This window comes from Anoxybacillus mongoliensis, assembly GCF_014201515.1.
GTDB classification, from domain to species: domain Bacteria; phylum Bacillota; class Bacilli; order Bacillales; family Anoxybacillaceae; genus Anoxybacillus; species Anoxybacillus mongoliensis.
The window spans coordinates 161,330-183,797 of the sequence record NZ_JACHEQ010000001.1 but is presented as its reverse complement, the minus strand read 5'-3'; the positions used below and the strand labels follow the sequence as shown (position 1 = coordinate 183,797).

General features: G+C 42.8%; 32 protein-coding genes and 2 pseudogenes. 22 read left to right on the top strand and 12 right to left on the bottom strand.

From position 1 onward, the window contains the following. Positions 1–52: 52 nt before the first annotated feature. Both fabI and HNR43_RS00970 read left to right on the top strand, forming a co-directional pair. The gene (fabI, locus tag HNR43_RS00975; RefSeq protein ID WP_183240362.1) at positions 53–829 is read left to right on the top strand and encodes an enoyl-ACP reductase FabI; all 777 of its coding nucleotides are present in this window, start codon (positions 53–55) and stop codon (positions 827–829) included. 97 nt (positions 830–926) lie between these two features. Next, a complete protein-coding gene (locus tag HNR43_RS00970) occupies positions 927–1,283 on the top strand; it encodes a CotO family spore coat protein (RefSeq protein ID WP_183240359.1) in 357 nt (118 codons plus the stop codon). Here HNR43_RS00970 and HNR43_RS00965 read toward each other — a convergent pair. From HNR43_RS00965 to HNR43_RS00950, 4 genes are read right to left on the bottom strand one after another with little or no spacing between them, the layout of a single operon-like run. Continuing rightward, a complete protein-coding gene (locus tag HNR43_RS00965) occupies positions 1,267–2,403 on the bottom strand; it encodes a glycosyltransferase family 4 protein (RefSeq protein WP_183240357.1) in 1,137 nt (378 codons plus the stop codon). The two genes, HNR43_RS00970 and HNR43_RS00965, sit on opposite strands and share 17 nt — an antisense overlap. A 2-nt stretch (positions 2,404–2,405) precedes the next feature. Beyond that, positions 2,406–3,347 carry an NAD-dependent epimerase/dehydratase family protein gene (locus HNR43_RS00960; protein WP_183240354.1) on the bottom strand — a complete coding sequence of 314 codons (942 nt, stop codon included), beginning with the start codon at positions 3,345–3,347 and terminating at the stop codon, positions 2,406–2,408. Next, positions 3,344–4,618 carry a UDP-glucose dehydrogenase family protein gene (locus HNR43_RS00955; protein WP_183240352.1) on the bottom strand — a complete coding sequence of 425 codons (1,275 nt, stop codon included), beginning with the start codon at positions 4,616–4,618 and terminating at the stop codon, positions 3,344–3,346. Before HNR43_RS00955 ends, HNR43_RS00960 begins: the two co-directional genes overlap by 4 nt. A 13-nt stretch (positions 4,619–4,631) precedes the next feature. Then, positions 4,632–4,964 (bottom strand): hypothetical protein, encoded by a 333-nt coding sequence (locus HNR43_RS00950; RefSeq protein ID WP_183240349.1) that lies wholly within the window; start codon positions 4,962–4,964, stop codon positions 4,632–4,634. 125 nt (positions 4,965–5,089) lie between these two features. Between HNR43_RS00950 and HNR43_RS00945 the strand changes: the two genes are divergently transcribed. Continuing rightward, entirely contained in the window at positions 5,090–5,422 is a 333-nt protein-coding gene (locus tag HNR43_RS00945) for a DUF1360 domain-containing protein (RefSeq protein WP_183240347.1), read from the top strand. Positions 5,423–5,443: 21 nt separating this feature from the next. Here HNR43_RS00945 and HNR43_RS00940 read toward each other — a convergent pair whose 3' ends face one another. Together HNR43_RS00940 and HNR43_RS00935 are read right to left on the bottom strand one after the other, a co-directional pair. Then, positions 5,444–6,115 carry a hypothetical protein gene (locus HNR43_RS00940; RefSeq protein WP_183240345.1) on the bottom strand — a complete coding sequence of 224 codons (672 nt, stop codon included), beginning with the start codon at positions 6,113–6,115 and terminating at the stop codon, positions 5,444–5,446. Between the two features lie 89 nt (positions 6,116–6,204). Next, complete coding sequence (locus tag HNR43_RS00935) at positions 6,205–6,924, bottom strand: BMQ_0737 family morphogenetic spore coat protein (protein WP_032100720.1); 720 nt, start codon at positions 6,922–6,924, stop codon at positions 6,205–6,207. Between the two features lie 155 nt (positions 6,925–7,079). Here HNR43_RS00935 and HNR43_RS00930 point away from each other — a divergent pair, with 155 nt between their 5' ends. The 15 genes and pseudogenes from HNR43_RS00930 (at position 7,080) to HNR43_RS00865 (ending at position 16,335) form a co-directional block, all read left to right on the top strand. Further along, on the top strand, positions 7,080–7,346 hold the full coding sequence (locus tag HNR43_RS00930; protein ID WP_055440388.1) for a hypothetical protein: 267 nt from the start codon (positions 7,080–7,082) through the stop codon (positions 7,344–7,346). A 71-nt stretch (positions 7,347–7,417) separates the two neighbouring features. After that, positions 7,418–7,540, top strand: coding sequence for a hypothetical protein (locus tag HNR43_RS14240; RefSeq protein ID WP_281380306.1), 123 nt, complete (start codon positions 7,418–7,420; stop codon positions 7,538–7,540). Positions 7,541–7,556: 16 nt separating this feature from the next. After that, the gene (locus tag HNR43_RS00925) at positions 7,557–7,748 is read left to right on the top strand and encodes a phage holin family protein (RefSeq protein WP_183240342.1); all 192 of its coding nucleotides are present in this window, start codon (positions 7,557–7,559) and stop codon (positions 7,746–7,748) included. An 83-nt stretch (positions 7,749–7,831) separates the two neighbouring features. Continuing rightward, positions 7,832–8,035, top strand: coding sequence for a DUF1657 domain-containing protein (locus HNR43_RS00920; RefSeq protein ID WP_003395336.1), 204 nt, complete (start codon positions 7,832–7,834; stop codon positions 8,033–8,035). A gap of 58 nt (positions 8,036–8,093) precedes the next feature. Further along, a complete protein-coding gene (locus HNR43_RS00915) occupies positions 8,094–8,549 on the top strand; it encodes a YhcN/YlaJ family sporulation lipoprotein (protein ID WP_183240339.1) in 456 nt (151 codons plus the stop codon). 12 nt (positions 8,550–8,561) lie between these two features. After that, complete coding sequence (gene spoVAC / locus HNR43_RS00910; protein ID WP_183240337.1) at positions 8,562–9,044, top strand: stage V sporulation protein AC; 483 nt, start codon at positions 8,562–8,564, stop codon at positions 9,042–9,044. Next, positions 9,041–10,057 carry a stage V sporulation protein AD gene (spoVAD, locus tag HNR43_RS00905; RefSeq protein ID WP_183240334.1) on the top strand — a complete coding sequence of 339 codons (1,017 nt, stop codon included), beginning with the start codon at positions 9,041–9,043 and terminating at the stop codon, positions 10,055–10,057. Before spoVAC ends, spoVAD begins: the two co-directional genes overlap by 4 nt. After that, positions 10,054–10,410, top strand: coding sequence for a stage V sporulation protein AE (gene spoVAE / locus HNR43_RS00900; protein WP_012575626.1), 357 nt, complete (start codon positions 10,054–10,056; stop codon positions 10,408–10,410). The genes spoVAD and spoVAE overlap by 4 nt, the downstream gene beginning before the upstream one ends. Positions 10,411–10,416: 6 nt before the next feature. Further along, positions 10,417–10,623, top strand: coding sequence for a DUF1657 domain-containing protein (locus HNR43_RS00895; RefSeq protein ID WP_003395328.1), 207 nt, complete (start codon positions 10,417–10,419; stop codon positions 10,621–10,623). Between the two features lie 2 nt (positions 10,624–10,625). Beyond that, complete coding sequence (locus tag HNR43_RS00890) at positions 10,626–11,483, top strand: DUF421 domain-containing protein (protein ID WP_183240332.1); 858 nt, start codon at positions 10,626–10,628, stop codon at positions 11,481–11,483. A gap of 332 nt (positions 11,484–11,815) precedes the next feature. After that, positions 11,816–12,943: pseudogene (locus tag HNR43_RS00885) on the top strand (ISL3 family transposase). A gap of 126 nt (positions 12,944–13,069) precedes the next feature. Beyond that, positions 13,070–14,785, top strand: coding sequence for a DUF6345 domain-containing protein (locus tag HNR43_RS00880; RefSeq protein WP_183240330.1), 1,716 nt, complete (start codon positions 13,070–13,072; stop codon positions 14,783–14,785). Between the two features lie 136 nt (positions 14,786–14,921). Further along, entirely contained in the window at positions 14,922–15,368 is a 447-nt protein-coding gene (locus HNR43_RS00875; RefSeq protein ID WP_183240327.1) for a hypothetical protein, read from the top strand. A gap of 36 nt (positions 15,369–15,404) precedes the next feature. Continuing rightward, positions 15,405–15,710 (top strand): annotated as a pseudogene (locus tag HNR43_RS00870) (transposase); the annotation flags it as partial. Positions 15,711–15,816: 106 nt separating this feature from the next. Then, complete coding sequence (locus HNR43_RS00865; RefSeq protein WP_183240325.1) at positions 15,817–16,335, top strand: hypothetical protein; 519 nt, start codon at positions 15,817–15,819, stop codon at positions 16,333–16,335. 20 nt (positions 16,336–16,355) lie between these two features. Here HNR43_RS00865 and HNR43_RS00860 read toward each other — a convergent pair whose 3' ends face one another. After that, positions 16,356–16,676: a thioredoxin family protein gene (locus HNR43_RS00860; RefSeq protein ID WP_183240323.1), complete on the bottom strand. Its 321-nt coding sequence runs from the start codon at positions 16,674–16,676 to the stop codon at positions 16,356–16,358. Positions 16,677–16,762: 86 nt separating this feature from the next. Between HNR43_RS00860 and HNR43_RS00855 the strand changes: the two genes are divergently transcribed. The 3 genes from HNR43_RS00855 (at position 16,763) to spoVIF (ending at position 17,544) form a co-directional block, all read left to right on the top strand. Further along, the gene (locus HNR43_RS00855) at positions 16,763–17,005 is read left to right on the top strand and encodes a hypothetical protein (protein WP_003395323.1); all 243 of its coding nucleotides are present in this window, start codon (positions 16,763–16,765) and stop codon (positions 17,003–17,005) included. A 68-nt stretch (positions 17,006–17,073) separates the two neighbouring features. Then, positions 17,074–17,202 (top strand): YjcZ family sporulation protein, encoded by a 129-nt coding sequence (locus HNR43_RS00850; RefSeq protein WP_009362140.1) that lies wholly within the window; start codon positions 17,074–17,076, stop codon positions 17,200–17,202. 87 nt (positions 17,203–17,289) lie between these two features. Then, entirely contained in the window at positions 17,290–17,544 is a 255-nt protein-coding gene (gene spoVIF / locus HNR43_RS00845; protein WP_003395322.1) for a sporulation-specific transcription regulator SpoVIF, read from the top strand. Between the two features lie 17 nt (positions 17,545–17,561). Here spoVIF and HNR43_RS00840 read toward each other — a convergent pair whose 3' ends face one another. Then, positions 17,562–19,685 (bottom strand): ATP-dependent helicase, encoded by a 2,124-nt coding sequence (locus HNR43_RS00840; protein WP_183240321.1) that lies wholly within the window; start codon positions 19,683–19,685, stop codon positions 17,562–17,564. Between the two features lie 108 nt (positions 19,686–19,793). On the opposite strand from HNR43_RS00840, the gene HNR43_RS14235 reads away from it, so the two are divergent. Beyond that, entirely contained in the window at positions 19,794–19,919 is a 126-nt protein-coding gene (locus HNR43_RS14235; protein ID WP_281380305.1) for a hypothetical protein, read from the top strand. Here HNR43_RS14235 and HNR43_RS00835 read toward each other — a convergent pair. From HNR43_RS00835 to HNR43_RS00820, 4 genes are all read right to left on the bottom strand, one after another. Beyond that, the gene (locus HNR43_RS00835) at positions 19,916–20,593 is read right to left on the bottom strand and encodes a DUF421 domain-containing protein (protein ID WP_183240319.1); all 678 of its coding nucleotides are present in this window, start codon (positions 20,591–20,593) and stop codon (positions 19,916–19,918) included. The two genes, HNR43_RS14235 and HNR43_RS00835, sit on opposite strands and share 4 nt — an antisense overlap. A gap of 65 nt (positions 20,594–20,658) precedes the next feature. Further along, positions 20,659–21,090: a GNAT family N-acetyltransferase gene (locus tag HNR43_RS00830; protein ID WP_183240317.1), complete on the bottom strand. Its 432-nt coding sequence runs from the start codon at positions 21,088–21,090 to the stop codon at positions 20,659–20,661. A gap of 4 nt (positions 21,091–21,094) precedes the next feature. Then, positions 21,095–21,607 (bottom strand): YjcG family protein, encoded by a 513-nt coding sequence (locus HNR43_RS00825; protein WP_183240314.1) that lies wholly within the window; start codon positions 21,605–21,607, stop codon positions 21,095–21,097. Between the two features lie 61 nt (positions 21,608–21,668). Next, positions 21,669–22,361 carry an alpha/beta hydrolase-fold protein gene (locus HNR43_RS00820; RefSeq protein ID WP_183240312.1) on the bottom strand — a complete coding sequence of 231 codons (693 nt, stop codon included), beginning with the start codon at positions 22,359–22,361 and terminating at the stop codon, positions 21,669–21,671. Positions 22,362–22,468: the final 107 nt, after the last annotated feature.

Sequence of the window (22,468 nt, the reverse complement as noted above, 5' to 3'; positions counted from 1 at the left end):
ATATTAATACTAGGTTCTAATAACAAATCATAATTTAAGGGGATGAACGAATATGCAATTATCGTTACAAGGGAAAACGTACGTCATTATGGGTGTGGCAAATAAACGAAGCATCGCTTGGGGCATTGCGCGTGCGCTTCATGCGGCAGGAGCGCGATTAATTTTTACATATGCTGGCGAGCGTTTTGAAAATGAAGTAAAAAAATTAGTGGCGACGTTAGAAGATGACACAGCGCTTGTCTTGCCTTGCGATGTGACGAAAGATGAAGAAATTGCCTCATGCTTTGCGCAAATCAAAGAGAAAGTGGGCGTCATTCACGGTGTGGCGCATTGTATCGCATTTGCGAATAAAGAGCATTTAGAGGGCGAGTATATGAACGTCGATCGCGAAGGATTTTTACTTGCGCACAACATTAGCGCCTATTCGTTAACAGCGGTGGCGAAAGCGGCGAAAGAGCTAATGACAGAAGGTGGCAGCATCGTCACATTAACGTATTTAGGCGGCGAGCGCGTCGTGCAAAACTACAACGTCATGGGTGTCGCAAAAGCGTCGTTAGAAGCGAGCGTGAAATATTTGGCGAACGACCTAGGAAAATACGGCATTCGCGTCAACGCCATTTCCGCAGGTCCAATTCGCACGTTATCGGCTAAAGGCGTCGGCGACTTCAACTCGATTTTAAAAGAAATCGAAGAGCGTGCACCGCTGCGCCGCACAACGACACAAGAAGAAGTTGGCGACACGGCACTATTTTTATTTAGCGACTTATCGCGCGGCGTGACTGGCGAAATTATCCACGTCGACTCTGGCTATCACATTTTAGCGCGATAATTGGAAAGCTGTTTGGCATTTGCCGAACAGCTTTTTATGTGTTATGGCATGCCCTTCTCTTTTTGCGCATATATTCGTAAAAAGGAGGGGTGTGGGAATGAAAAAACGTGTGGAAAATGCGCCGTTGTTGTATATCGTTCAGCCGAATTTAGGTCCAAAAACGTGCTATATGCAACAGACGTTTCGAACGAAAAAAGAAAAACCGTCGTATCCGCCGCCGTCATTTGCGAATTTTCGCGAGATGAATACGGCTGAGCGTATTGAATTTTTGGCGACGCTTCCGAATGAACTTCGACCGGTGACGTGTGAATTGAAAACGAAAAACAAAACGTATGAAGGCATTATTCAAACGTGCGATAAGAAAAAAGTCGTTTTTGCATTAAGCGATGAAGAAAAAACGATTACGATACCGATCGAACATATCGTATCGGTATCGCTTATTGGCAAATCGTAATATATAAACGTTCCAGCTGCTCGGCTGTGTTTGCGAAGGAAAACATCGTTTCCGCTCGTTTTCGTCCTTCGTAAGCAAGTGCGAGCGCTTTTTCTTTGTCGTGCAATAATTCGTTAATGGCGCGTGCGAACGCTTTAGGCGACGCATAGTCGTCAATGACGATCCCGTTTTTGTTATGTTCGATCACTTCGCTATTTCCGCCGCGGTTTGTCGTAATGATTGGCACGCCTGCCGCCATCGCTTCGTAATGCACGCGGGCGAGCGGCTCGTGCCATTGCGAACTGCAAACGAACACATCGCCCATCGTGAATATGTGTGGAATATGTTCAGACGGGATGTAGTTTGTAAATTGAATGCGGTCTTTGTAAGGTTTTGCTAGTTGGTGAAGGAAGCGAACGTATTCGTTCGGGCGGTTGTCGCTAAACCATTTCCCGCCGACGATGACGAGTTTTGCTTTTGGATGGTGGGCTAATACGTGATTCATGCTTTCAATGAGTACATGTACGCCTTTTGTTCGGCTTAATCGCCCGATAAATAAAATGACGTCATCTTCTTGAGCAATAAAACGTTGGCGCATATCGGTGCGCATTTGTTTCCCTTCGTCTGTCCATGGCGGCATGTAGCGCGTCGCGTCGACGCCGGAGTAGACGACTTGAATTTTATCGTCTGGCACATCGTATCGTTTTGTGACGGTGTGTTTTATATACGCGCTGACGGTTGTGATGAGATCGACTTCAGCGATGACTCGTTCGGCAACGTCGCGTTTCATTTTCATCGGTGAAAACATATCGTTATGCAAACTTGTGACGAAACGGTTGTTTGGCGCAACTTGTTTGTAGTGTAAGACGTTTGCGGGACGGTTAAAGACGTGAATGACGTCAAACGTGCGCTTTTTTAGTTCGTTTACGATATGTTGTTCGTACTGTTCTTTTGGCACGCGCACGTACTCGATGCCATCACGTATTTCGTACATCGGAAGCGATGGATCGGTAATAGAAAAAATCGTAAGCGAATGTTTAACGGCAAAGATGGGGGCGATGCCATCAATCATCAGTTGAATGGCGCCCCCTTTTATGGCTGGAGACGGCAATTTTTCTGTACAAATAAAGGCGATGCGCATAACTACCTCCCATAAAGCGAGCGAATATATTCGACTTCACGGCGCAATCCTTCTTGCAATGATACGTTTGGAGCGTACGAAAGGATGCGTTCCGCTTTCGAAATGTCCGCCCACGTATGTTTCGGCTCACCGATTGCTTGACTCATATATTGTTTGTTTGCTCGTTTCCCGATCATTTCTTCAAGTATAGCGATGACGTCGTTAACAGATGCGCGCTCTTTTCCGCCGATATTGAACGTTTCGCCAATCGCTTTGTCGTTGCCAAGCACAGCGAGCGTGCCATTGACGCAATCGGAAATGTACGTAAAGTCGCGCGTTTGTGTGCCGTCTCCGAAAATCGTCATCGGCTCATCAAACAACATTTGGCGAATAAAGCGATGAAACGCCATATCAGGTCGCTGGCGTGGTCCGTACACGGTAAAATAACGTAAAATCGTCGTCGGCACGCCAAACTCCGAGCCATATACGTGGCATAAATGTTCGCCAGCAAGTTTCGTAATGCCGTACGGTGAAAGCGGAGTCGGAGTCATGTTTTCATGCACGCGCCCATGTTTTTCGCCATAAACGGATGACGTTGACGTATAAATAAACTGTTTTGGGCGATGTTGTTTACACGCTTCAAGCAATCGTTGCGTCGCTAATATGTTATTTGTCGTATATAAGTCAAATGACGTTCCCCAGCTTGTGCGTACGCCCGGCATGCCAGCCAAATGATAAATGACGTCGACTTGTTTGACGATGTCGTCAAGCGGCAACGACAACAAATCGCCTTCGAGCCATGTAAAACGGTCATGTTTTTTTAACGTGTCGATCGTTTTTTCTTTCCATTCTTTTGGCGTCGGGCCGGTGAAACAGTCGATGCCGATGACGTGATGGTGCTGTAGCAATGTTTCACATACGTGCGAACCGATAAATCCAGCTGCTCCGGTAACAAGTATGTTCATCCGCGCCCCACCCCTATATAGTTTAGTCCTGCGTTCATGATCGCCTCACGAGGCAAGCTATTTCGTCCATCGATGATGACGTTTCCGTTCATCATTCCTTTTACTTCTTCCCAGTTTAGTTGCTTATACGCATCCCAATCGGTCGCAACGATAAGCGCATCGGCTTGTTGAATGGCTTCTTGTATCGTTTTTGCTTGTTTTACAGCGACGTCGTATGGAAGTGTAGCTTTTGGATCATGAGCAATGACGTCAGCGCCATGGGCGTGCAATTTTTTTATAAACGACAAAGCAGGAGATTCACGAATATCGTCTGTATTTGGTTTAAAAGCGATGCCGAGGACGGCAATGCGTTTGCTGGCAAGTTCTCCTAACGTTCGTCTCATTTTTTGAATGTACCAATGGATCTGCGTGTCGTTAATCGTTTTTGTCGCTTCTAACATATACGGACGCACCATTTGTTCATATGCCATTTGTATGAGGGCTGTCACATCTTTCGGGAAACAAGAGCCACCGTACCCAATACCCGCTTGTAAAAAATGTCGCCCGATTCGTTCGTCAAGCCCGATGCCTTTTGCGACATCGACAACGTCGACGCCGTACGCTTCACAAAGGCGTGCCATTTCGTTTATAAACGAAATTTTCGTTGCTAGAAAGGCGTTGGCGGCATATTTTATCATTTCAGCACCATTTAAACTTGTGACGACATATGGCGCATGAATGCCGGCATATAATGTTTGCATCACGGAAAGGGAGCGATCATCATCGTCACGTAAGCCGATGACGATACGGTCGGGATGTAACGAATCGTAAATGGCAGAGCCTTCGCGTAAAAATTCAGGGTTTGAGACGATGCGCACATGTTTTCCTTCATTTTTTAAGCGTTTATATATGCGTTCGTTCGTTCCGATCGGGACGGTACTTTTCATGACAAGTGTTTGATGATCGCCTATATATGGAATAAGCGTATCAATGGCGCGATTGACGTACGAGACGTCTGGTTTTCCTTTTAAATCTGGCGGTGTGCCGACGCAAATAAATATAACATCTGCTTCTTTTATATGTTTTTGTTCGTTGTGATGAAAAAAAAGCCGACTTTTATAGTCGGTTAACAGCTCAGCTAAACCGGGTTCGTAAATCGGAACATCGCCGTGCTGTAAGGCGGCAATTTTTTGTTCATTTTCATCGATGCAATGAACCGTATGCCCAAGTTTGGCAAGAACAGCTGCTGTTGTTAATCCGACATAACCGGCGCCAATCATACAAACGTTCATAAGTTCACTTCCTTTATTCATCTTCGTCTTCTGTTTTTTTCGTTCCAATTGTTATTTTTGTTTGTTCGGTTGCCGCAACGAGCGCTTCGGTTGGAAACTCCACTGCGGCGATGTCACGGCAGTTGATCGCAACGGATTTTCCGCCGTTTTCATAAAATGGATCGACGATGATGGTTAATGTTTTCGATGTTGTGTCTAGTTGAACGAATTGAGCATTATAGTATGTTTCTTTGTTCGTATGCACGTGCAGTTCTGTTCCTTCGCTTAATGTCGTAAGCGTAGCGCATATATGTTGTATGTGGCGTTGGCGAGCTAAAAAATCTTTGCTGAAAAAAATGTTATACACGGTTTCACATCCTTTTTTGTGAAATGACTCATTGCATTATATGTGAAACAATAAAAAACGGAATAGGCGAAAGTACTGCATGTTTTTTACATAAGCAACATAAAGTGAAGCGAGGAGGCGAAAAAATGGATGTTTTTCACTTTTTTCTTTTATGTATCGCTTCATTTCGTTTGACGCGCTTACTCGTATATGATCGCATTACATCGTTTTTGCGTGCGCCGTTTCATGATGAGTTCGAACAAGATGGAGAGACGTATATTGTCGTGAAAGGAACGGGGCTAAAAAAGTGGATCGGGGAGTTGTTAAGCTGTCATTGGTGCACAGGCATATGGTGTGCAACGGCATTGTATGTCGGAGCGACATATATGGCGCCGATCGTCATGCCGATTGTTTCCGTGTTAGCCATTGCAGGATGTGCTGCGTTTATTGAGGTCGTTGTTCAAAAATCGAGCCAATAAAAAAAGCGGGCGAATGCCTGCTTATTTATTAATGACGATATGATTAAAAGATGATACCCCTTGTTTCAGTTGGCGGAAATAAACGAACCCTTCGACGACAACTGTTTGTACGACGCGCAATTCAAATGACGGAAAACGCAGTTGTTCATTTGGTAAAAGCGTCGTTTCATCGATCGGTTTTAGCCAATATTCCCCGTCTTTTATTTTCTGGCGCCAATCTTCGACCGCAAACGTCCAGCCACCTTCCTCTTGCAGTTGGCGAAATGAAAATTTTCCGCTTAATTGAGCGTGATCGGCAGGGCGGAGACGAAGGCAAATGATCGGGTCATGGAGTGGCATATTGCCGGCATTGTCAATGACGAAATCGCCAATAATCGTCACATGTTCTTCTTTTTCTTCTGGGATCATGACCGCATATGCAAAATAGGCGTTGGCGCGCACGATGTCTTCCTTTTTTGTTTCTTTTTTTCGTTTTTTTTCTTCTTCAAGCGCCACTTCGTAAAAAAGAAGTTGCTGCTTCAGATGCTCAATCGTTCGTTCGTATTCGTCTAGTTGTTCGAGCTGTTTTTGGACGTATTGATTGCGTAGCTGTTCGCGTTTCAGTTCTGTCTCCATCAGTTGCAATAATTGTTTATATTTTGCCACTTCCGAGCGATAATGAATAATTTTTTGTTGCAGTTGAATATGATTCATCATACCCCTCCTTCTTTTGTTCATATATATGTACAGATCGTAAAAAACATAAATAAAAAGGCTGCTGGCGACAACAGCCTTTTTATCCATTAATGTGCTGGGAATACTTCTGGGCATTGTGGTGGGAATTTGTCTGTTGGGCAAAGTGTTGCTTCTAAAATTTCTTCGCGCGGTTGGCAGTAGCGGGCTTCGACTTCAAGTTTCACGTCTGCTTCCATTTGCACTTCTAAGCATAATGTAATGGATACATCAAGCTGTGAGAAGTTGTCAGTGCAAATTAAACTTGCGTCACATTCGAAAAATGAAATGTGGCAATCGAGCATTGTGCCTTCTGGTGCGCATAAAATAAATGTTTGCGCCGTCGCAAATGGGATTGGAGAAGATTCGCAAACGACGTGACCGTTCGCATTGACAACTTGCACGACAACGTGGCCTTTCACAAGCACTTTCACTTTTTGTAATGTGACTGTATCGCCTGATGGAAGTGTGACGTGAACAGGTTGGCGACCGTTTGGTTGTAAAATTTCTTGGCAAATGAGTGCATTGTTGTCAACTGTCTGGTCGATGCGGTTTCCTTCATCGTCTGTTAAGAAGCAGCGAATCGAGAAATCGCCAGCACTTAAACCGTTTGATGCGAAAAAGTCGCAAACCGATTGCCCATGGCGTGGACATTTGCTTTCAGGAAAAATATTTTCCAAATCCCCATTTGAAAAACTGCGCAACGGCACATCGACTTGACGAGTAACCCAGTCATACACTTTGCGTGTTTTAATACACACTTTTTCTTTACGCTCTTTATGATGCGTCATGCCTCGTTCCTCCTATTTCAGTTTTTCCCGTCGCATGTATCGGGACTACTGTATAGTATGAGAAAGGTAGGTAAGTGTGCAGGGATATGTGCGGAATTTTTTTGTCATAAATCGGTGTCATGTTGAATTGTTATGTAGTAGAAAGGGGTGGGCATATGCAAAACGAGCTAGACGTGTTGCGGGCGGAAAATGTGTTGTTAAAAGAATTAGCAGCGTTAAGTGAACAACGTTATCAAGAAATTAAACGATTAAAAAAAGAAAACGAAGAGCTAAAAAAGCAGCTTGAACAAATAACAAAACAAGTATTTGCACAAGGAACAGATTCATGGTTTATGCACAATATTAAGCGACAACAAACGTTAAAGCATAGCGGACAATTGCCGATGGCGACTCCATTTTCATTTGCGGAAAAAAAGAAATAGGGAAAACGCATAGTCGTGCGCTCCATCTTTTTCATATGCTATTGTATCTTACACATGTGGAGGGGTTGCAAATGGAAAAGAAAAAACCGATGGTCCTCGGTGGATCACAAGCAGCGAAAGTATATACGTCTTCACCAGCACCTGTGAAAAAAACAGGTGGTTGCGGATGTGGGAAAAAAATAAAAAAACAATAGCATAGGGGAGAGAAACATGGAGCGCTTTAAAAATTATGGGTTATGGCTCGCGATCGGTTCATTTATTCCACTTTTGCTTCAAACGTTTGGGGTCGATTTAGATTTAGGAAAATATGAGCAATTATGGAATGCGTTTTTAAGTATTTTAGTGATGGCTGGGATTTTGAATAATCCGTCGATCGGAAATGGATTTCGTGATAAACCGTAGCTCCTTTTAGGGGCTATTTTTTTTGTATAACTTTTTCGCATAGGCGCATGCTATGGTGTGAAAAAGCAAAGGAGGTTGTCATCATGACTGTTGCAAGTTCTGTGAAACAAACGTTAGCGGGATTGAAATCGGCGCAGGCGAGCTTTGAAACGTTTGCGTTGCAAACAGAAAATGAAAAAGCGAAGCAATTGTATCAACAAGCAGCACAACAGACGCAAGCGATCGTTGATTTGTTGTCCCCACGCCTGCAAGAAATTGAACAAGAAGAGCCACAATATAAACAATAAGTGAATCGGGTGTCCTATGTGGACGCCCTTTCGTTACATGAATAGAAAGGTGAACGCCATGAAAAAATGGTTTGTACTCATTCTCGTTTTTTTACTGATGAGTTGTGCGCATGAACAGAAAGAACAACAACAATCGCTTCAACAAGAAAACATCACAAACGTCAGCCATGATGGAAGCGCGAAACGAAGCGACCAACAACATGCCGAAAAAGCAGTAGAGATGTTAAAGGCACGCGAAGATGTGAAAGATGCTGTTGCTGTTCAAGCAAACGGACGACTGCTTGTCGCGTATCAAGTGAAACATTTGCATCGTTTTCGCATGAAACAAATTGAAAAAGAGGTAGGCAAAGCGCTGAATGAACAATTTCGCGAAAAAGTGATCGCATCGCACGATTTAAAAATTTTTTGGAAAACGAAAGCGTTAAAAGAAAAAATCGAAACGAAAAACATAAGTGAAAAAGAAATCGAAAAAGAAATAACAGTGATTCAAAAATTAAGCGAAGAACAAACGTAGTGAGGTGAGATGATGGCGAACGAAAAGCGGAAACATTTGACGCCTGTTCAACAAGAATATCATCAGTTTGAACAAGCGCGTGAAACGAAGCGTCCAGTGTTGAAAAATTGCGTGCGTGCTTTTTTTGTCGGTGGATTCATTTGCGCGATTGGTCAAGCCATTTCCTATTTTTACATGTACTTTTTCGACTTTACGGAAAAAACAGTCGGTAATCCAACGGTGGCGACGATGGTATTTATCGCGATGTTGTTAACGGGGTTTGGCGTATATGACCGATTGGCGCAATTTGCAGGGGCAGGGAGCGCGGTACCCGTCACCGGATTTGGAAATGCCGTCATTTCGGCTGCGATTGAACATCGGACGGAAGGGTTTGTGCTTGGCGTTGGTGGAAATATGTTTAAACTAGCAGGTTCGGTTATTTTATTCGGTACGTTTTCTGCCTTTGTCGTGGCGCTCATTAAAACGATTGCGATCAAATGGGGTGGACTCGGATGATGAAAGGTCATCGTACGTGGGTATTTGAAAACCGTCCAGTCATCGTCGCCACCGCGACAGTCGGCGGACCGTTTGAGGCGAACGGAAACATTGCTGATGATTTTGACTTGCTGCATGAAGACCTTTGGCTCGGAGAAGATTCGTATGAAAAAGCGCATAAAGTGTTGTTTGAAGAAGCGTTTTTTCAAGCGATGAAAAAGGCGCGCATCGAAAAGGAACAAGTGCAGTTTATTATTTGTGGCGATTTAATGAATCAAATGACCCCTTCAAGCTTTGCGGCGCGCACGCTTAGCACCCCGTATCTCGGCGTATTTGGCGCATGTTCAACGTCGATGGAGGCGCTAGCACTAAGCGCGTTTATCGTCAATTACGGCGGGGCGAAGTACATATTGACAGGAGCGGCAAGCCATAATGCAGCGGTCGAAAAACAGTTTCGCTATCCGACCGAATACGGAGGGCAAAAGCCGCCGACAGCGCAATGGACGGTGACAGGAGCAGGCGTGGCGCTCGTCGGGAGCGAAGGAGACGGCCCGCGCATTACAGCTGCAACGATTGGTCGCGTCGTTGATATGGGCTTGACCGATCCGTTTAATATGGGCGGAGCGATGGCGCCAGCGGCAGTCGATACGATTGAAGCCCATTTACGCGATATGCAAATGGATGCGTCGTATTACGACGTAATTGTGACAGGCGATTTAGGAAAAATCGGTCGTGCGGTGTCGCTTGATTTATTGCGAAAAAATGGGATGGAGCTTGAAGAAGAACAGTATCAAGATTGCGGATTAATCATTTACCGCGAAGGGCAACCGGTGTTGTCGGGGGGAAGCGGCGCAGGATGTTCCGCGACCGTTGTATATGGACATTTGTTGAATCGGATGAAGCGTGGAGAAATCAAACGCATGCTCGTCGTCGCAACAGGGGCGCTTTTATCGCCGCTTACGTTTCAACAAGGCGAAACGATTCCGTGCATCGCGCATGCGGTAGCGATTGAACATGGAGGCGATCATTTATGATGGCGATGTTTTTTTGGGCTTTTGTCGTCGGCGGGCTTATTTGTGTCATCGGACAAGTGATGTTTGATGTATTTAAACTTACACCTGCGCATACGTTAAGCGCGCTCGTTGTTGCTGGTGCGATTTTAGACGGATTTGGATTGTACGAGCCGCTCATCGATTTTGCCGGTGCTGGGGCAACGATTCCGATTACAAGTTTCGGCAACGCGCTCGTGCATGGGGCGATGCAAGAAGCAGAAAAACACGGCATCGTTGGGGTATTAACAGGGATGTTTGAAGTGACGAGCGCCGGCATTTCGGCAGCGATCGTGTTCGGTTTTATCGGAGCATTATTATTTAAACCGAAAGGATAGAGGAAGATGACGATCGGTTCACAAGTAAAACAAAGTTTAGCGAACATGAAGGCCATTCATGCGACGTTACAGCAATTAGCGCTCACTTCGACAAACGAGGAAGCGCAACGGGCATTTCATGAAGCGATGCTTGAAACAGAACAAATGATTGCGGCGCTCAAAGGGCGCATCTCGACGCTTGAACGCGAAGAGCCGCAATATAAGGGGATGTAGGTATGCCAGCATGGTTAGAAGTTGCGATTCGCTCAATTTGCATTTTAATCGGACTGTTCATCATTACGAAATTGTTAGGAAAAAAACAGTTGTCAAAGCTGTCATTTTTCGAATATATCGTCGGCATTACGATCGGGGATATTGCTGGCTCGATGTCAATGGATTTAGATATTCGGTTAACGGAAGGGATAACGAGCATTTTAATTTGGTCGCTTTTTCCTGTCGCCATTTCGATCATTTCGTTACGAAGTAAAAAATTTCGCGATTTCGTTGAAGGCAATTCCACCGTTTTTATTAAAAACGGAAAAATTTTAGAAGACAATTTGAAAAAAGAAAAATATACTATAGATGAATTGCTTGAACAGTTGCGGAAAAAAGATGTCTTTCGCGTCGCGGATGTCGAATTTGCGACGCTCGAAGCAAACGGCGACTTAAGCATTTTATTAAAACGCGACAAACAGCCGCTCACGATTGGGGATGTGCAAAAGTACGTTCCAGAGGAAAAAGAACCGCAAACCGTCATTATGGACGGTGAAATTTTAGATGAACCGCTTGCGACAGCCCGTCTAAACCGCGGCTGGTTAAAGAAGCAACTCGACCAAATGGGTGTCGCCGTTGAAAACGTCTTTTTAGCTCAAGTCGATTCGTACGGCCAATTGACCGTCGATCTATACGACGACCGCATTCAACTACCAGAGCCGCAACAAAAGCAACTATTGCTTGCATCAATGAAAAAAGCAGAAGCCGATTTCGAGCTGTTCTCCTTACAAACAAACGATGCAGAAGCGAAACAAATGTACGAACAACAAGCGAAACAAATGCAGCAGCTTATTCAAAAACTGCAGCCGTTTCTTATGTGAAAGATAAACACCGCTCTCATGCGAATAGGCATAGGGGCGGTATTTTTGTTTTTTAGGTAAATACATGATCCCCTCTCCATCTGGATTTTTTGCATACTCAAATATTGTAAAAAATATTTCTAAAATATACAATGTTAGACAAAGGAACAAAGAAAAAATTGGTTCTTCACCACAAGTTGTACTTGATCATTTAAGATAGGTGTGCATAGAGAAAATAGAGGGTACAAAAAATGCGAATTTTCCTGTATGGTAAAGGTGACCAAACCAAACCATGGAGGAAAATTCGCATGTACTCTCAGTTTATCAAAGAACTCATCGATTGACCAGATGTTTTGATTCAAAAGGTGCGAAAAGAAGGGGAACGTTGGATTTTCGAACTTTCTCTACCCGAACAATGCCCGTTATGTCCTGTCTGCTTGAAGCGCACGATGAAAATGACAGTCAAAAAAGAAGCAATGGATGCATGGCTATGCACAGCGAATCGAGATTTTTTGGATCGAACTTTCTATCGAGCGCAGACGTTGTCGTACGTGCGGCGTGACGTTCAGCACGTCGTATCCAGCCATCTCTCCGCGAAGTGTGGCGACGGATGCGTTTCAGCGATGGGTCGCGCAATCTTGCATCGGAACATCCATTCAGGACGTGGCTTGTATGCTCAAGCTGCCTTACACGACCGTTGAACGCTGGTTTTATACCCATGCTCCTTCCTATCGAATGATATCCAACCAAAGGCGGTTTGTGTCGATGAGTTTGCGTTTCGAAAAGGGCATGACTATGGAGTGGCGATCATGGATGCCGAAACGGGAGAAGTGTATGCCATGGAAGCAGGAAAGAACGAGGAAGCCATTGGGCGTGCATTGGCTCATGTGTCTCGTTCCGTTCAGTATGTCGTGGGTGATTTGGCTCCAGCGATGAAAAAAGCGATTCAACGGGTTTGCCTAGAGGCGACACATGTGGTCGACTATTTCCATGTCATTCAGCTGTTTACCGATGCGTTAGAACGATGTCACAAATATTTGGGCAAAGGGGGCAAGAAACACGGAAATGTTCGCTACGTTTGTCGTTTATTGAGCCAATGCCCAGAGAAATTAACAGAGGAAGAACGTCAAATCATACGAGAATGGTGTAATGAAAGTGGTGACTTAAAGTCTTTTTACCAATCGCTCCAACATGTTCGCTATGTGTTCAAAAGCAAAGATGAGCAACAGGCGAAACGACGCTTGAAGGCTTGGATTCATCGGTATTTGTTTTGTCCTTGTTCCGTTGTTCGTGCCATCGCAAAATCACTCGTCAAACGAACAGACGAAATGATATCGTGCATTTTATCCCATTATTCGAATGGGAAGATGGAGGGAACGAATAACAAGATCAAGCTGATGAAACGTCGGGGATACGGATACCGAAATATCCAGCGTTTTGCACTGCGGGTTCGGCTAGAAACAGCTAACATACTTTCATGACAGGTGCAAGTACATCTTTTGGTGATGAACCATTTTTATATTAACAACCCCAAGTTATGGTGATTAACCAAAAAATAACATAATATAATAAATTCGGAATAAAAAAATTGGGGGGGTAGCTCCGAAATGTTAAAAAAAATGAAGAAAAACTTGGGTAAAAAGTCGTTGTTAGTTGCAATGGCAGGTGCTTTAGGGTTAAATCTTGTCCCACTTTCAGCTGAAGCAGCACTAGAATATACAGTGTTAGGTGTTGGATCCTATGTCTCAAGTTCTTTAAGCGACTTAGATAATGGTGATGCTTATAAATTTCGTGATCGCTTAAGTGAAAAAAATTGGACAAGGACAGCTCAATGGTACGATTCAGCTGTTTATTATACTGATTTCACAAAGTATGGAAATGAATCCGATATTCTGTATTTTACAGGTCATGGAGGTTCTAGTGGAAATTTAGCGCTATCATACAGATATGTAGAGACTGGACTAAGGGACTTTGCTAATTGGTATCAAGTTGGTGGCGATATCAAAGGTACTGACCGCGCTTCAAATGAAGATGCAGAATGGATGATTTTTGCTGCTTGCGAAGCTTTGGATCAAGTATACTGGGGTAAACAACTTGCAAATGGTCTTCATCATATTTTTGGTTATCATGGTGTTTCAAACGATTATACAGATACCAAAATCATTGACAACTTTTTTAATAGAGCGCTTGGGGTAAATGGATATAGTGCATATACTTTATTTTCTGCTTGGATGCATGCAAATCGCACATATTCTGAATACGATTGGGCAATTATTGGCCACAACAATAACATATATGATTACTTGCATAATGTTGGAAGCGGAGCTACGGCAGATGTAACAGGTACAAGCGACGTTTACCGTTGGAAAGGAACTGGTCCTAACTCTATTATTGGTTATTACACAACAGAAAATATTAGTAGTTATTTAAAAACGGGCGATGAATTAACAACACCTACCACACAAGAGGAATTAGATGAACTAAATAATGAGTACAGAGTAAAATTTAAAGTGAAACCTGAAAAAATTAACTTAAAAATGATTCAATCAAATCTATTAGGTGAAAATTATACGGAATTTAATTATAAAGAAAATAAATCAAAAGTTTATAGTAGTCAAAGTGGCACACTTGAAGTATATAATGACAACTCATTTGTGTATAGTCGACAAATCGAATTCGATCCAATTACTAAATCAAGTGATGAAGTATTAAAAGATATAAATGCTTTTATCGAGAAAAACGGCGGTTTGCGTTCAGATCTCAAATTAAAGCATTTCCTACCAATGGTTGAACAAGATGATTTAGAAAATGATGTAATTGTAGGTTATACTGTTGTATTTGTTCAAAGTCTCAATGGAACATATTTAGATGGAGAAGCAGCAGAGGCAATCGTTGTTGGTTATGATAAAAATGGAGTTAACTTCTATAAACGGAACGTTAAAGAAGTTACACAAAAAATAAAAGTAAAGAACCTTTCAGTGAAAAAACTTGAAAAAGCTATGGAAACAGCAAAGGAAAAAGCGAATAGTCACTTTAAATTTGATGGAAATATTGATTTTACAAAGGCAGAAATTGTTTATTTTTCATCTCCAATTGGTTTAGGATTAGAAAAAGATGAATTAAGACCTGCATATAAGTTAAGTGTTAATGAAACGAATGCAATTTATATTGATGCACTCACAGGTGAACACTTAAATGGCGCAAAAATGCTAACAGAAAATGAAACATATATTGTTCCAGAAGAAGCATTTTCTCCTGAATATAAAGAAAAATATGAAAAGGAGCTAGAAAACCGAATCCAAGAGTCAATTAATGAGGAATAATAGGTCCAAAAGACAAGGGAAATTCTCCATTGTCTTTTGTTATAACAAGTTTATAATTGTATATAATTTTCGCAATTTACACCAATTAAATTGTAAATTGTATAATATTAAGATAGGTCAAAGGGGGATGGATTACATGAAAACGTTAAAAGTCGTTATTTGTTTATCATTTTTACTTTTATCTCTAGTAGGTTGCTCAGGACAACAAACAAACCCAAAGGAACAGGGAGCAAATCAAATGAATCAGTTTTATAAAGAAATGCAGGAAAAGGCTACAGAAATTTTAAAGGAAAACAAAAATGCTGATATACTTGCACATGGCGACTCTATTTATATGAATGCAAAGCACATAGAACAAATGGATAACTCCAATATAAAAACTGGGGAGAAGCTTTTTGATATTCACTTAACTTATAAAAAAGGAGAACCTTTTGAACAAGGAATGGCAACAAAGCTACCTGTTGGAACTGAAGTTTATCTTCCTGCCGAAAAGCAAGAACGTCCTATTTTAATAGCTGTTGTAAACGGAAAAGAAGAAGTATATTTCGAGATATTTAACCCGATAAACAACGATTCAAAATAATATAAATGCTAAAACGTTTATGTTTGGCTTTAATTTTACCAATCGCTCCAACATGTTCGCTATGTGTTCAAAAGCAAAGATGAGCAACAGGCGAAACGACGCTTGAAGGCTTGGATTCATCGGTATTTGTTTTGTCCTTGTTCCGTTGTTCGTGCCATCGCAAAATCACTCGTCAAACGAACAGACGAAATGATATCGTGCATTTTATCCCATTATTCGAATGGGAAGATGGAGGGAACGAATAACAAGATCAAGCTGATGAAACGTCGGGGATACGGATACCGAAATATCCAGCGTTTTGCACTGCGGGTTCGGCTAGAAACAGCTAACATACTTTCATGACAGGTGCAAGTACATCTTTTGGTGATGAACCAAAAAATTTTATCAAAAAGTAAAGAATTGTAGTTAAACGTTTAGACAAGGGGAATAATATTTTCAAGTGGAAACTATGAAAAAATGTATTTTTTTTATCGTTGTACTCATTTTGTTCGGTTGTCGTCAAGAAATGAACTTTCATTCTCCTTTGTATACAGGGAGTGAATTAAAGATCGGTGTTGTTGGAAAAGCACCAGATGTTCGAGAGACGAATGTGTCATTTATACCGTTATCTTTGGAAGATATTTTACAAAAAAAATTTGGACAATTTGATGGCGTGCTTATTATGAAGGAACATTTGAAAGAGGCAGCTGAAAAACCGTATGCCGATATTTATTTACAATCTTCTGTTCCGTTTGTTTTTGTTGATTCCCAAAAAGTATATTTAGCGTTTGTGGATGGCGACCTCAGCTATGAGCATGCGCATGATATGAAATCGGGCGATTATCTTGTTGGATTTTACAAAGATACGTATGTTGGTTTTGGGCTATACAACAACATCAAAAATGAAAAAACGATTCAAGACTGTTATTCACGGTTGTTTACTGTATTAGAAAGAATAAAATATACAGGAAAAGTGGAGATTCGATAAAGAGGGGCTGACATCATTTGTCAGCCTTTAATCGTTTGAAGAAACTCCTCGACTTGTTCGCGTGTTTTTGCATTGGCGCTATGTAAGTGGGCGATTTTTTCGCCGTTTTGGAATACAAGCAAACTCGGAATGCCCATAACGTTGTACGTTTCGGCGATGTCTGGCACATCGTCGCGATTGATGTCATACCATGTGAATTGCGGGTAAGCGGCAATGACTTCACCCATAAATTGATCCATTCGTACGCAATCGGGACACCATGTTGTAAAAAATTTAACGACAACGGGTGTGCTTGAGGCGATCGCTTGTTTAAATTGTTGTGCGTCTTGTAGTCGTTCCATATGACACGTCCTTTCTTTTGATTTCGTCTTTTATTTTAGCACATGTTTTCGTTTTTTACGTATGAAAAAGCAAGGGGGGAAAAACGATGGATCGATTGGAAAAAGAACTGCAATCGTATGCGCGCGCAAAACATCAAAAACACGATGCGTTCATGAAGGCGTTTGACGCATGGGGAAAAGAGATGGAGATGACGCTAAACAAACTTGAAAAAATAAATGGGGCGCTATTTCAACAGTTTCAAGCAAACATGAGCGATGCGGAAGCGTTTTTTGCGAAAAAAGAAAAACAGTTCGCCCGCATGTTTCGGCAAGGAGGAGAATTTTTATAGGAGCGCCCATACCAAATTCATTTGTATGCATATGATGTAAGCGACAACGTTCAAGGAGGTGGAGTCTCATGGGCTTCGGATATTGCGGATATGGTTACGGTGGCTACGGCTACGGCGGCGGATACGGTTCAACGTTCGTGTTGATCGTCGTATTGTTCATTTTGTTAATTATCGTTGGTGCAGCGTTCGTTCACTAAGAAGAGGCGTTCCAAAGGGCATACCTTTGGAACGTTTTTTTTGTTTTTTCATATGCTGAAAAATAAAAGTGAAGGAGGCGGAGAAAGATGGATCAACATTTTTTTAAAAACATCGAAAAGAAAACGGGCGTCAATATGCAAGACATTTTTGCGCTTGCGAACTCGTTGCAACATGCGAACTTTAAAGACGAAAAAACGGTGCGTGGCATCGTTAAACGCGTGGCGCAAATTGCGAATCGCAACGTGCCGAAAGAGTTAGAAGATAAAATCGTGCAGTCGATCATTAACAACGGAAAACAAATGGATTTCAATACGATTGCGAATATGTTGAATAAAAAATAATGAAAAAGCGAAAAGTCTTAGACGAGGCTTTTCGCTTTTGTTTCAAGGAGAGGGAGCAAGCGCGAGGCGTTTGCTTTTTTTAATCGGCGCATCGACGGAACGGAAATAAAAAGACGTTCTTTTGCGCGGGTGATCGCGACGTAAAGAAGGCGTCGCTCTTCTTCAAGCGGGGCGACATCGCCGTTTCGGTACGCCTCAAGCGCATAGTCGTGCGGCAATAGTCCGTCGACGGCCCCGATAATATAGACGATCGGAAACTCTAACCCCTTTGAACGGTGAATCGTCATGAGTTGAATGCCGTCATCGCATGTCGTGTTGGCGTATGCTTTGGCGCGCTCAACGTGGGAAAGAAACGCTTGGATCGTTTTAAATTTGCGCGCGACAACTTTTACATCGCGTACGTCATCGGATCCTTTTTCTATCGCATTCCCTTCGTTGCCGCGCTTTTTTAAAAAGTCGCCAAACCCCATTTCTTTTTCAATGAAATCGATCGCCTCAAGCGGCTTCATTTCTTTCACTTTCGCAAATAGCGGAACGATCGTGCGCAATTTTTGTTGTTGAAACGGTGCGATACGATCGAGTTTAGCGAGCGCCTCCACGAGCGAACAGTCTTGTAAAATCGAGATCGCCTTTAAGTCGTTCATGACCGTTTGTTTTAAAAACAACACCGTCGCCACATCGGCAAGCGCTTGTTCGTTGTTCGGATCGATGCTTAATTGAAGAAAGCTTAACAAATAGCGCACGATGCGACGGTTGTAAAATGATTCTCCGTCCGTCGTCACCGGGAGGCAAAGTTGAGCGAGCCGTTCAAAGACGGCGCGCGACGCGGCGTTCGTTCGGCATAAAATGGCGATATCGCTCGGTTTCGCACCTTGTTTCATTCGCTCTTGTATGTCGCATACGATCATCGTTGCTTCTTCTTCCTCATCGTACGGAAAGAAACATATCGGCATATGTGCGCTATCCGTTTGGGCGTTCATTTGTTTCGGAATGCGCGTGCGACTTTTAGAAATAATGCTGTTGGCAAGCGATACGATCGGATGTGGCGAACGATAATTTTCCGTTAACTTTACGATTTTTGTATGTGGAAAATCTTGTTGAAATTGATGAATAAACGATGAATCAGAGCCGCGAAACGCATAAATCGCTTGATCGTCATCGCCGACGGCGCAAATGTGATGCGTATGGGATGCAAGCAGTTTCATCGTTTCATATTGCACGTTGTTAATGTCTTGAAATTCATCGATAAGAAAATAATGAAACCGTTCGTGATATTGTCGTAATCGTTTTTCACCCGTCCGCAACATGTCATAGCACGCATATAACATATCATCAAAATCAAATACATCGAGTTGCCGTTTTCGTTCTTCATATTGCACATACAATTGCACGACGCGTTCGTCCCATTCGTTTTCGATCGCGATGTCATGAAGGGGGGTGAGCGTATTTTTCCAATATGAAATGCGTTGCATCGCTTCATCATACGGAAAATCGCGTTCATCAATGCCGATGTCGCGCCCGATTTCTTTCATCATCTTTTCTTTTTGCCAGTCGCGAATGAGCCGCTCATGACGCCAACGAAACGGATCGGCATGTTGTAACATACGATAAAATAAACTATGAAACGTTCCGATTGTCGGTATCCCAGCAAGATTGTACGACTGAAGTCTTTCCGCTAACTCTTTCGCCGCTTTTGTTGTAAAAGTGACGATCATGATGTTTGCTGCTTTGATGTGATGCGTGGTGATCATGGCTGCGGCGCGCGCCGTTAACGTGCGCGTTTTCCCGCTTCCAGCACCTGCTAGAACGAGAAGCGGTCCATCGACGTGGCGCACCGCTTCGTATTGGTCGGCATCGAGCGACACGCCGCATACGGTCATTTGTTTTTTTTCTTTCGTTTGAAACGGTTGTTTTGGCTGAATGGCGATGATATTCGCTCGTTTTCGTTCTTCTTTTATGCAAGGGTGAGCAACATGATAAAAGTGCGGGGCATGTTCAATCGCTAAATGAAAGCGAACGATTCCACCGCACATCGGGCACGTCCATTTATTGCGTAAACTTTGTTCGTAAACGAGCTCATATTTTTCTCGTGGTAACGTATGAATGTCAAATAACTTGCCGTTATATCGCGCTTTGTTCATCGGTCAAACTCCTTCGTCTAACGTCAACGTCTATGTTAACAAATCATACAGTAAGAGAAAAGGAGTTTTTCATTGGCGAGCGAATATATAAACAAAGGAGGTGTTGTTATGATTCGTCCAACTTCACTCACCGTTCCGCGTATAACGAGCATACAACGAGCAACAAACGAGAAAAAACAACAAACGCCCGAAAAGAAAAAACGACCTCAAGATCGTTCGTTGAAAAAACGTTAATATGCCTGCACATGCATTCCTTTTCCGTCTTGCCATTCGGCGTATAAAATGTCTGTATAGTTTTCAAAGCCAGCGTGGCGAATATGTTTTTTTAACCATTGTTCGTCCCAACCGTTTTCGCGTAAATTGTCCCAAACGACTTCCCCGTCGATAATGACCGTCACAGGCAATGTCGCTTCAGATGCAGAAATGTTTTGGTCTTGCCGCGTTGGCTGTTCGAACGGGGCTTTTTTCATGACGCTCACCGTTCCGTCCGTTTCTAAAATGGCGTATTCCACTTCACGAACGGAAAAGACGTTGCGAGCGCGGAGTAAATGTTGTAGTTGGTTTAAATCGAGCTTCGTTTGTTTTAACGCTTCATATAAAATTTTCCCTCTCGAAATGACGATGACCGGTTTTCCTTCTAATAATTCGCGAAGCTCCTTTTTCTTTTGCGTAATCATTTCTGTTGCGTAAATTAACAGTCCCCAAAGTGCGATTGCAAATAGCACTTTAGAAAGCCCAACTTCGGCATCGTATAGCCCATTGCCGACAAGCTCTCCGAGAACGAGGGCGGAAATAAAGTCAAACGGTGTAATTTGCGTAATTTGTGTTCGTCCGAGTATTTTCGCCATAATAAACAGGGCAATATAACCGACAATTAATTCGACTGCAATTTGTCCGAATTCGTTCATAACGATATCCTTTCTTTGTCGCTTCTTTTGTTAGTATGTGAAGCGAAAAAGAAAACATGCGACCGTTATGATCGCATGTCGATCGTTTTGATCATCGTCACATGTGGAATGCCTGCATCAAGAAAGACGTCGGATACCGTTTCATAGCCGAGCTGTTTGTAAAACGGTTCAGCATGTGTTTGGGCGTTTAGTTTTACTTTTGAGACGTGCTGTTTGGCGTATTGTTCGATCGCTTCCATGATGTGCTTGCCGATGCCGCGTCCGCGATAAGCTGGAAGGACGCAAATGCGTTCGACTTTACCAATGCCGTCAATCGTTCGGAAGCGACCTGCGGCAATCGGTTTGTCGTTATCGTATATGACGAAATGAACGGACTGTTGTTCGAATGCGTCAATTTCTTCTTCTTCTGATACGCCTTGTTCGTCAATAAAGACAGCGCGGCGAACGAAAAGGGCATCGTGCCAAAGCGCTTCATCTTGTCCGAATTTTACGTCCATATGATTATTCCTTTCCGAGATGAAATGTTTCATATGCGGACCATGATCCGTTTTCAAGCTGATATAACAGATGGAAGCGATCGACTTGTTCTTCAAAATGAACAGACTGCATGTTGAAGCGTCCGAATACGTCTGAATACTCGTCGTTTGATAAATCACGTGCGATCGTAATGTGCGGTACGAACGCATAGTCTGTTTGTTCGACGAACGGTGGACGATGTAATTTTTCATGTAGTGTCACGAGTGGTTCTGTCTTTTCTACTTTTAAATAAATAACGTTGTTGACAGGATAAAACGAGCTAAATTTCGTGACGCGCAACAAAAACGGTTCCGTTTCAAGCGCGACGTTGCGAAGTTGTTGCACGAGTTCCTCAAGTTTGTCTTCTTCAACATCAAACGCATATTTTAACGTGATGTGCGGTGGGATTAAAGCGTAATGAGAGTCATACCGTTTGCGATACGAATTTGCAAAATCTTGAATTTTTTTCGATGGAAAAATCGCGATACCACATTTCATGCGACGTTTCCTCCTTTCATCATTATATCTATATATTATAACAAATTTTCGGAAAATACTGTTACATTTCAATAACTTTTTTTAATCCGATAGGTAAATCTGGCTGCCAGTATGTCCATGAATGATCGCCGTCAAACTCGTGATAATGATAGCGAACTTGTTTTGCTTGAAGGACGTGAGACAGCGCACGATTTGGTTCAATAAAGTTACGGACAGCTCCGTCTGTCGTTTTCACTTCTGTCTCATGTACGCCGATCGAATGATAAAGCGCAAGCAAATGCCAATCGGTAAATGATTGGACATGTGCTATGACATCATCGTTGACGTATGGTGACTGCATGACGACTTTTCCGAACGTATGCGGATATGTCATTGCGGTAAGTAGCGAAACCGTTCCGGCGAGCGAATCGCCGACGAGAATGCGCGTTGTCCCCATTTGATATGTCGAAAAATGTTCATCAACGAGCGGCGCAAGTTCGTTCGCAAGAAAGCGCATGTACGCTTCTCGTTTTTTTCCGTTCGGATGATATTTTTCATAGCGATCGAATACATCGCGATACGGCACGCCGATCACGACAGCACGCACACGAAGCTCATCGATGACGCGTCCGATTTTGCCAAACATAAAGTAATCTTGCCCATCTTGCGCGATAATGACGAGATGTTTATAAAGCGGTGTGACAGGTTTTGAACAATACACACGCAACGATAGTTCCTCGTCTAAATGTTGGCTGTGAAGTTTTAACTCTTGCATGTTCTCCCATCCTTATATATGTCTTTTTCGAGGCGAAGGGCTATCGATGTGATGCCCTCCGCTTTCAACGTTGTTCTTTCTTATCGTACCACATTTCTGCATTTTTT

Excerpts from the sequence above, each read along its gene's own strand:
- fabI (WP_183240362.1), top strand. The coding sequence starts at position 53 with ATGCAATTATCGTTACAAGGGAAAACGTACGTCATTATGGGTGTGGCA.
- HNR43_RS00970 (WP_183240359.1), top strand. The coding sequence starts at position 927 with ATGAAAAAACGTGTGGAAAATGCGCCGTTGTTGTATATCGTTCAGCCG.
- HNR43_RS00965 (WP_183240357.1), bottom strand. The coding sequence starts at position 2,403 with ATGCGCATCGCCTTTATTTGTACAGAAAAATTGCCGTCTCCAGCCATA.
- HNR43_RS00960 (WP_183240354.1), bottom strand. The coding sequence starts at position 3,347 with ATGAACATACTTGTTACCGGAGCAGCTGGATTTATCGGTTCGCACGTA.
- HNR43_RS00955 (WP_183240352.1), bottom strand. The coding sequence starts at position 4,618 with ATGAACGTTTGTATGATTGGCGCCGGTTATGTCGGATTAACAACAGCA.
- HNR43_RS00945 (WP_183240347.1), top strand. The coding sequence starts at position 5,090 with ATGGATGTTTTTCACTTTTTTCTTTTATGTATCGCTTCATTTCGTTTG.
- HNR43_RS00940 (WP_183240345.1), bottom strand. The coding sequence starts at position 6,115 with ATGAATCATATTCAACTGCAACAAAAAATTATTCATTATCGCTCGGAA.
- HNR43_RS00935 (WP_032100720.1), bottom strand. The coding sequence starts at position 6,924 with ATGACGCATCATAAAGAGCGTAAAGAAAAAGTGTGTATTAAAACACGC.
- HNR43_RS00930 (WP_055440388.1), top strand. The coding sequence starts at position 7,080 with ATGCAAAACGAGCTAGACGTGTTGCGGGCGGAAAATGTGTTGTTAAAA.
- HNR43_RS14240 (WP_281380306.1), top strand. The coding sequence starts at position 7,418 with ATGGAAAAGAAAAAACCGATGGTCCTCGGTGGATCACAAGCAGCGAAA.
- HNR43_RS00925 (WP_183240342.1), top strand. The coding sequence starts at position 7,557 with ATGGAGCGCTTTAAAAATTATGGGTTATGGCTCGCGATCGGTTCATTT.
- HNR43_RS00920 (WP_003395336.1), top strand. The coding sequence starts at position 7,832 with ATGACTGTTGCAAGTTCTGTGAAACAAACGTTAGCGGGATTGAAATCG.
- HNR43_RS00915 (WP_183240339.1), top strand. The coding sequence starts at position 8,094 with ATGAAAAAATGGTTTGTACTCATTCTCGTTTTTTTACTGATGAGTTGT.
- spoVAC (WP_183240337.1), top strand. The coding sequence starts at position 8,562 with ATGGCGAACGAAAAGCGGAAACATTTGACGCCTGTTCAACAAGAATAT.
- spoVAD (WP_183240334.1), top strand. The coding sequence starts at position 9,041 with ATGATGAAAGGTCATCGTACGTGGGTATTTGAAAACCGTCCAGTCATC.
- spoVAE (WP_012575626.1), top strand. The coding sequence starts at position 10,054 with ATGATGGCGATGTTTTTTTGGGCTTTTGTCGTCGGCGGGCTTATTTGT.
- HNR43_RS00895 (WP_003395328.1), top strand. The coding sequence starts at position 10,417 with ATGACGATCGGTTCACAAGTAAAACAAAGTTTAGCGAACATGAAGGCC.
- HNR43_RS00890 (WP_183240332.1), top strand. The coding sequence starts at position 10,626 with ATGCCAGCATGGTTAGAAGTTGCGATTCGCTCAATTTGCATTTTAATC.
- HNR43_RS00880 (WP_183240330.1), top strand. The coding sequence starts at position 13,070 with ATGTTAAAAAAAATGAAGAAAAACTTGGGTAAAAAGTCGTTGTTAGTT.
- HNR43_RS00875 (WP_183240327.1), top strand. The coding sequence starts at position 14,922 with ATGAAAACGTTAAAAGTCGTTATTTGTTTATCATTTTTACTTTTATCT.
- HNR43_RS00865 (WP_183240325.1), top strand. The coding sequence starts at position 15,817 with ATGAAAAAATGTATTTTTTTTATCGTTGTACTCATTTTGTTCGGTTGT.
- HNR43_RS00860 (WP_183240323.1), bottom strand. The coding sequence starts at position 16,676 with ATGGAACGACTACAAGACGCACAACAATTTAAACAAGCGATCGCCTCA.
- HNR43_RS00855 (WP_003395323.1), top strand. The coding sequence starts at position 16,763 with ATGGATCGATTGGAAAAAGAACTGCAATCGTATGCGCGCGCAAAACAT.
- HNR43_RS00850 (WP_009362140.1), top strand. The coding sequence starts at position 17,074 with ATGGGCTTCGGATATTGCGGATATGGTTACGGTGGCTACGGCTACGGC.
- spoVIF (WP_003395322.1), top strand. The coding sequence starts at position 17,290 with ATGGATCAACATTTTTTTAAAAACATCGAAAAGAAAACGGGCGTCAAT.
- HNR43_RS00840 (WP_183240321.1), bottom strand. The coding sequence starts at position 19,685 with ATGAACAAAGCGCGATATAACGGCAAGTTATTTGACATTCATACGTTA.
- HNR43_RS14235 (WP_281380305.1), top strand. The coding sequence starts at position 19,794 with ATGATTCGTCCAACTTCACTCACCGTTCCGCGTATAACGAGCATACAA.
- HNR43_RS00835 (WP_183240319.1), bottom strand. The coding sequence starts at position 20,593 with ATGAACGAATTCGGACAAATTGCAGTCGAATTAATTGTCGGTTATATT.
- HNR43_RS00830 (WP_183240317.1), bottom strand. The coding sequence starts at position 21,090 with ATGGACGTAAAATTCGGACAAGATGAAGCGCTTTGGCACGATGCCCTT.
- HNR43_RS00825 (WP_183240314.1), bottom strand. The coding sequence starts at position 21,607 with ATGAAATGTGGTATCGCGATTTTTCCATCGAAAAAAATTCAAGATTTT.
- HNR43_RS00820 (WP_183240312.1), bottom strand. The coding sequence starts at position 22,361 with ATGCAAGAGTTAAAACTTCACAGCCAACATTTAGACGAGGAACTATCG.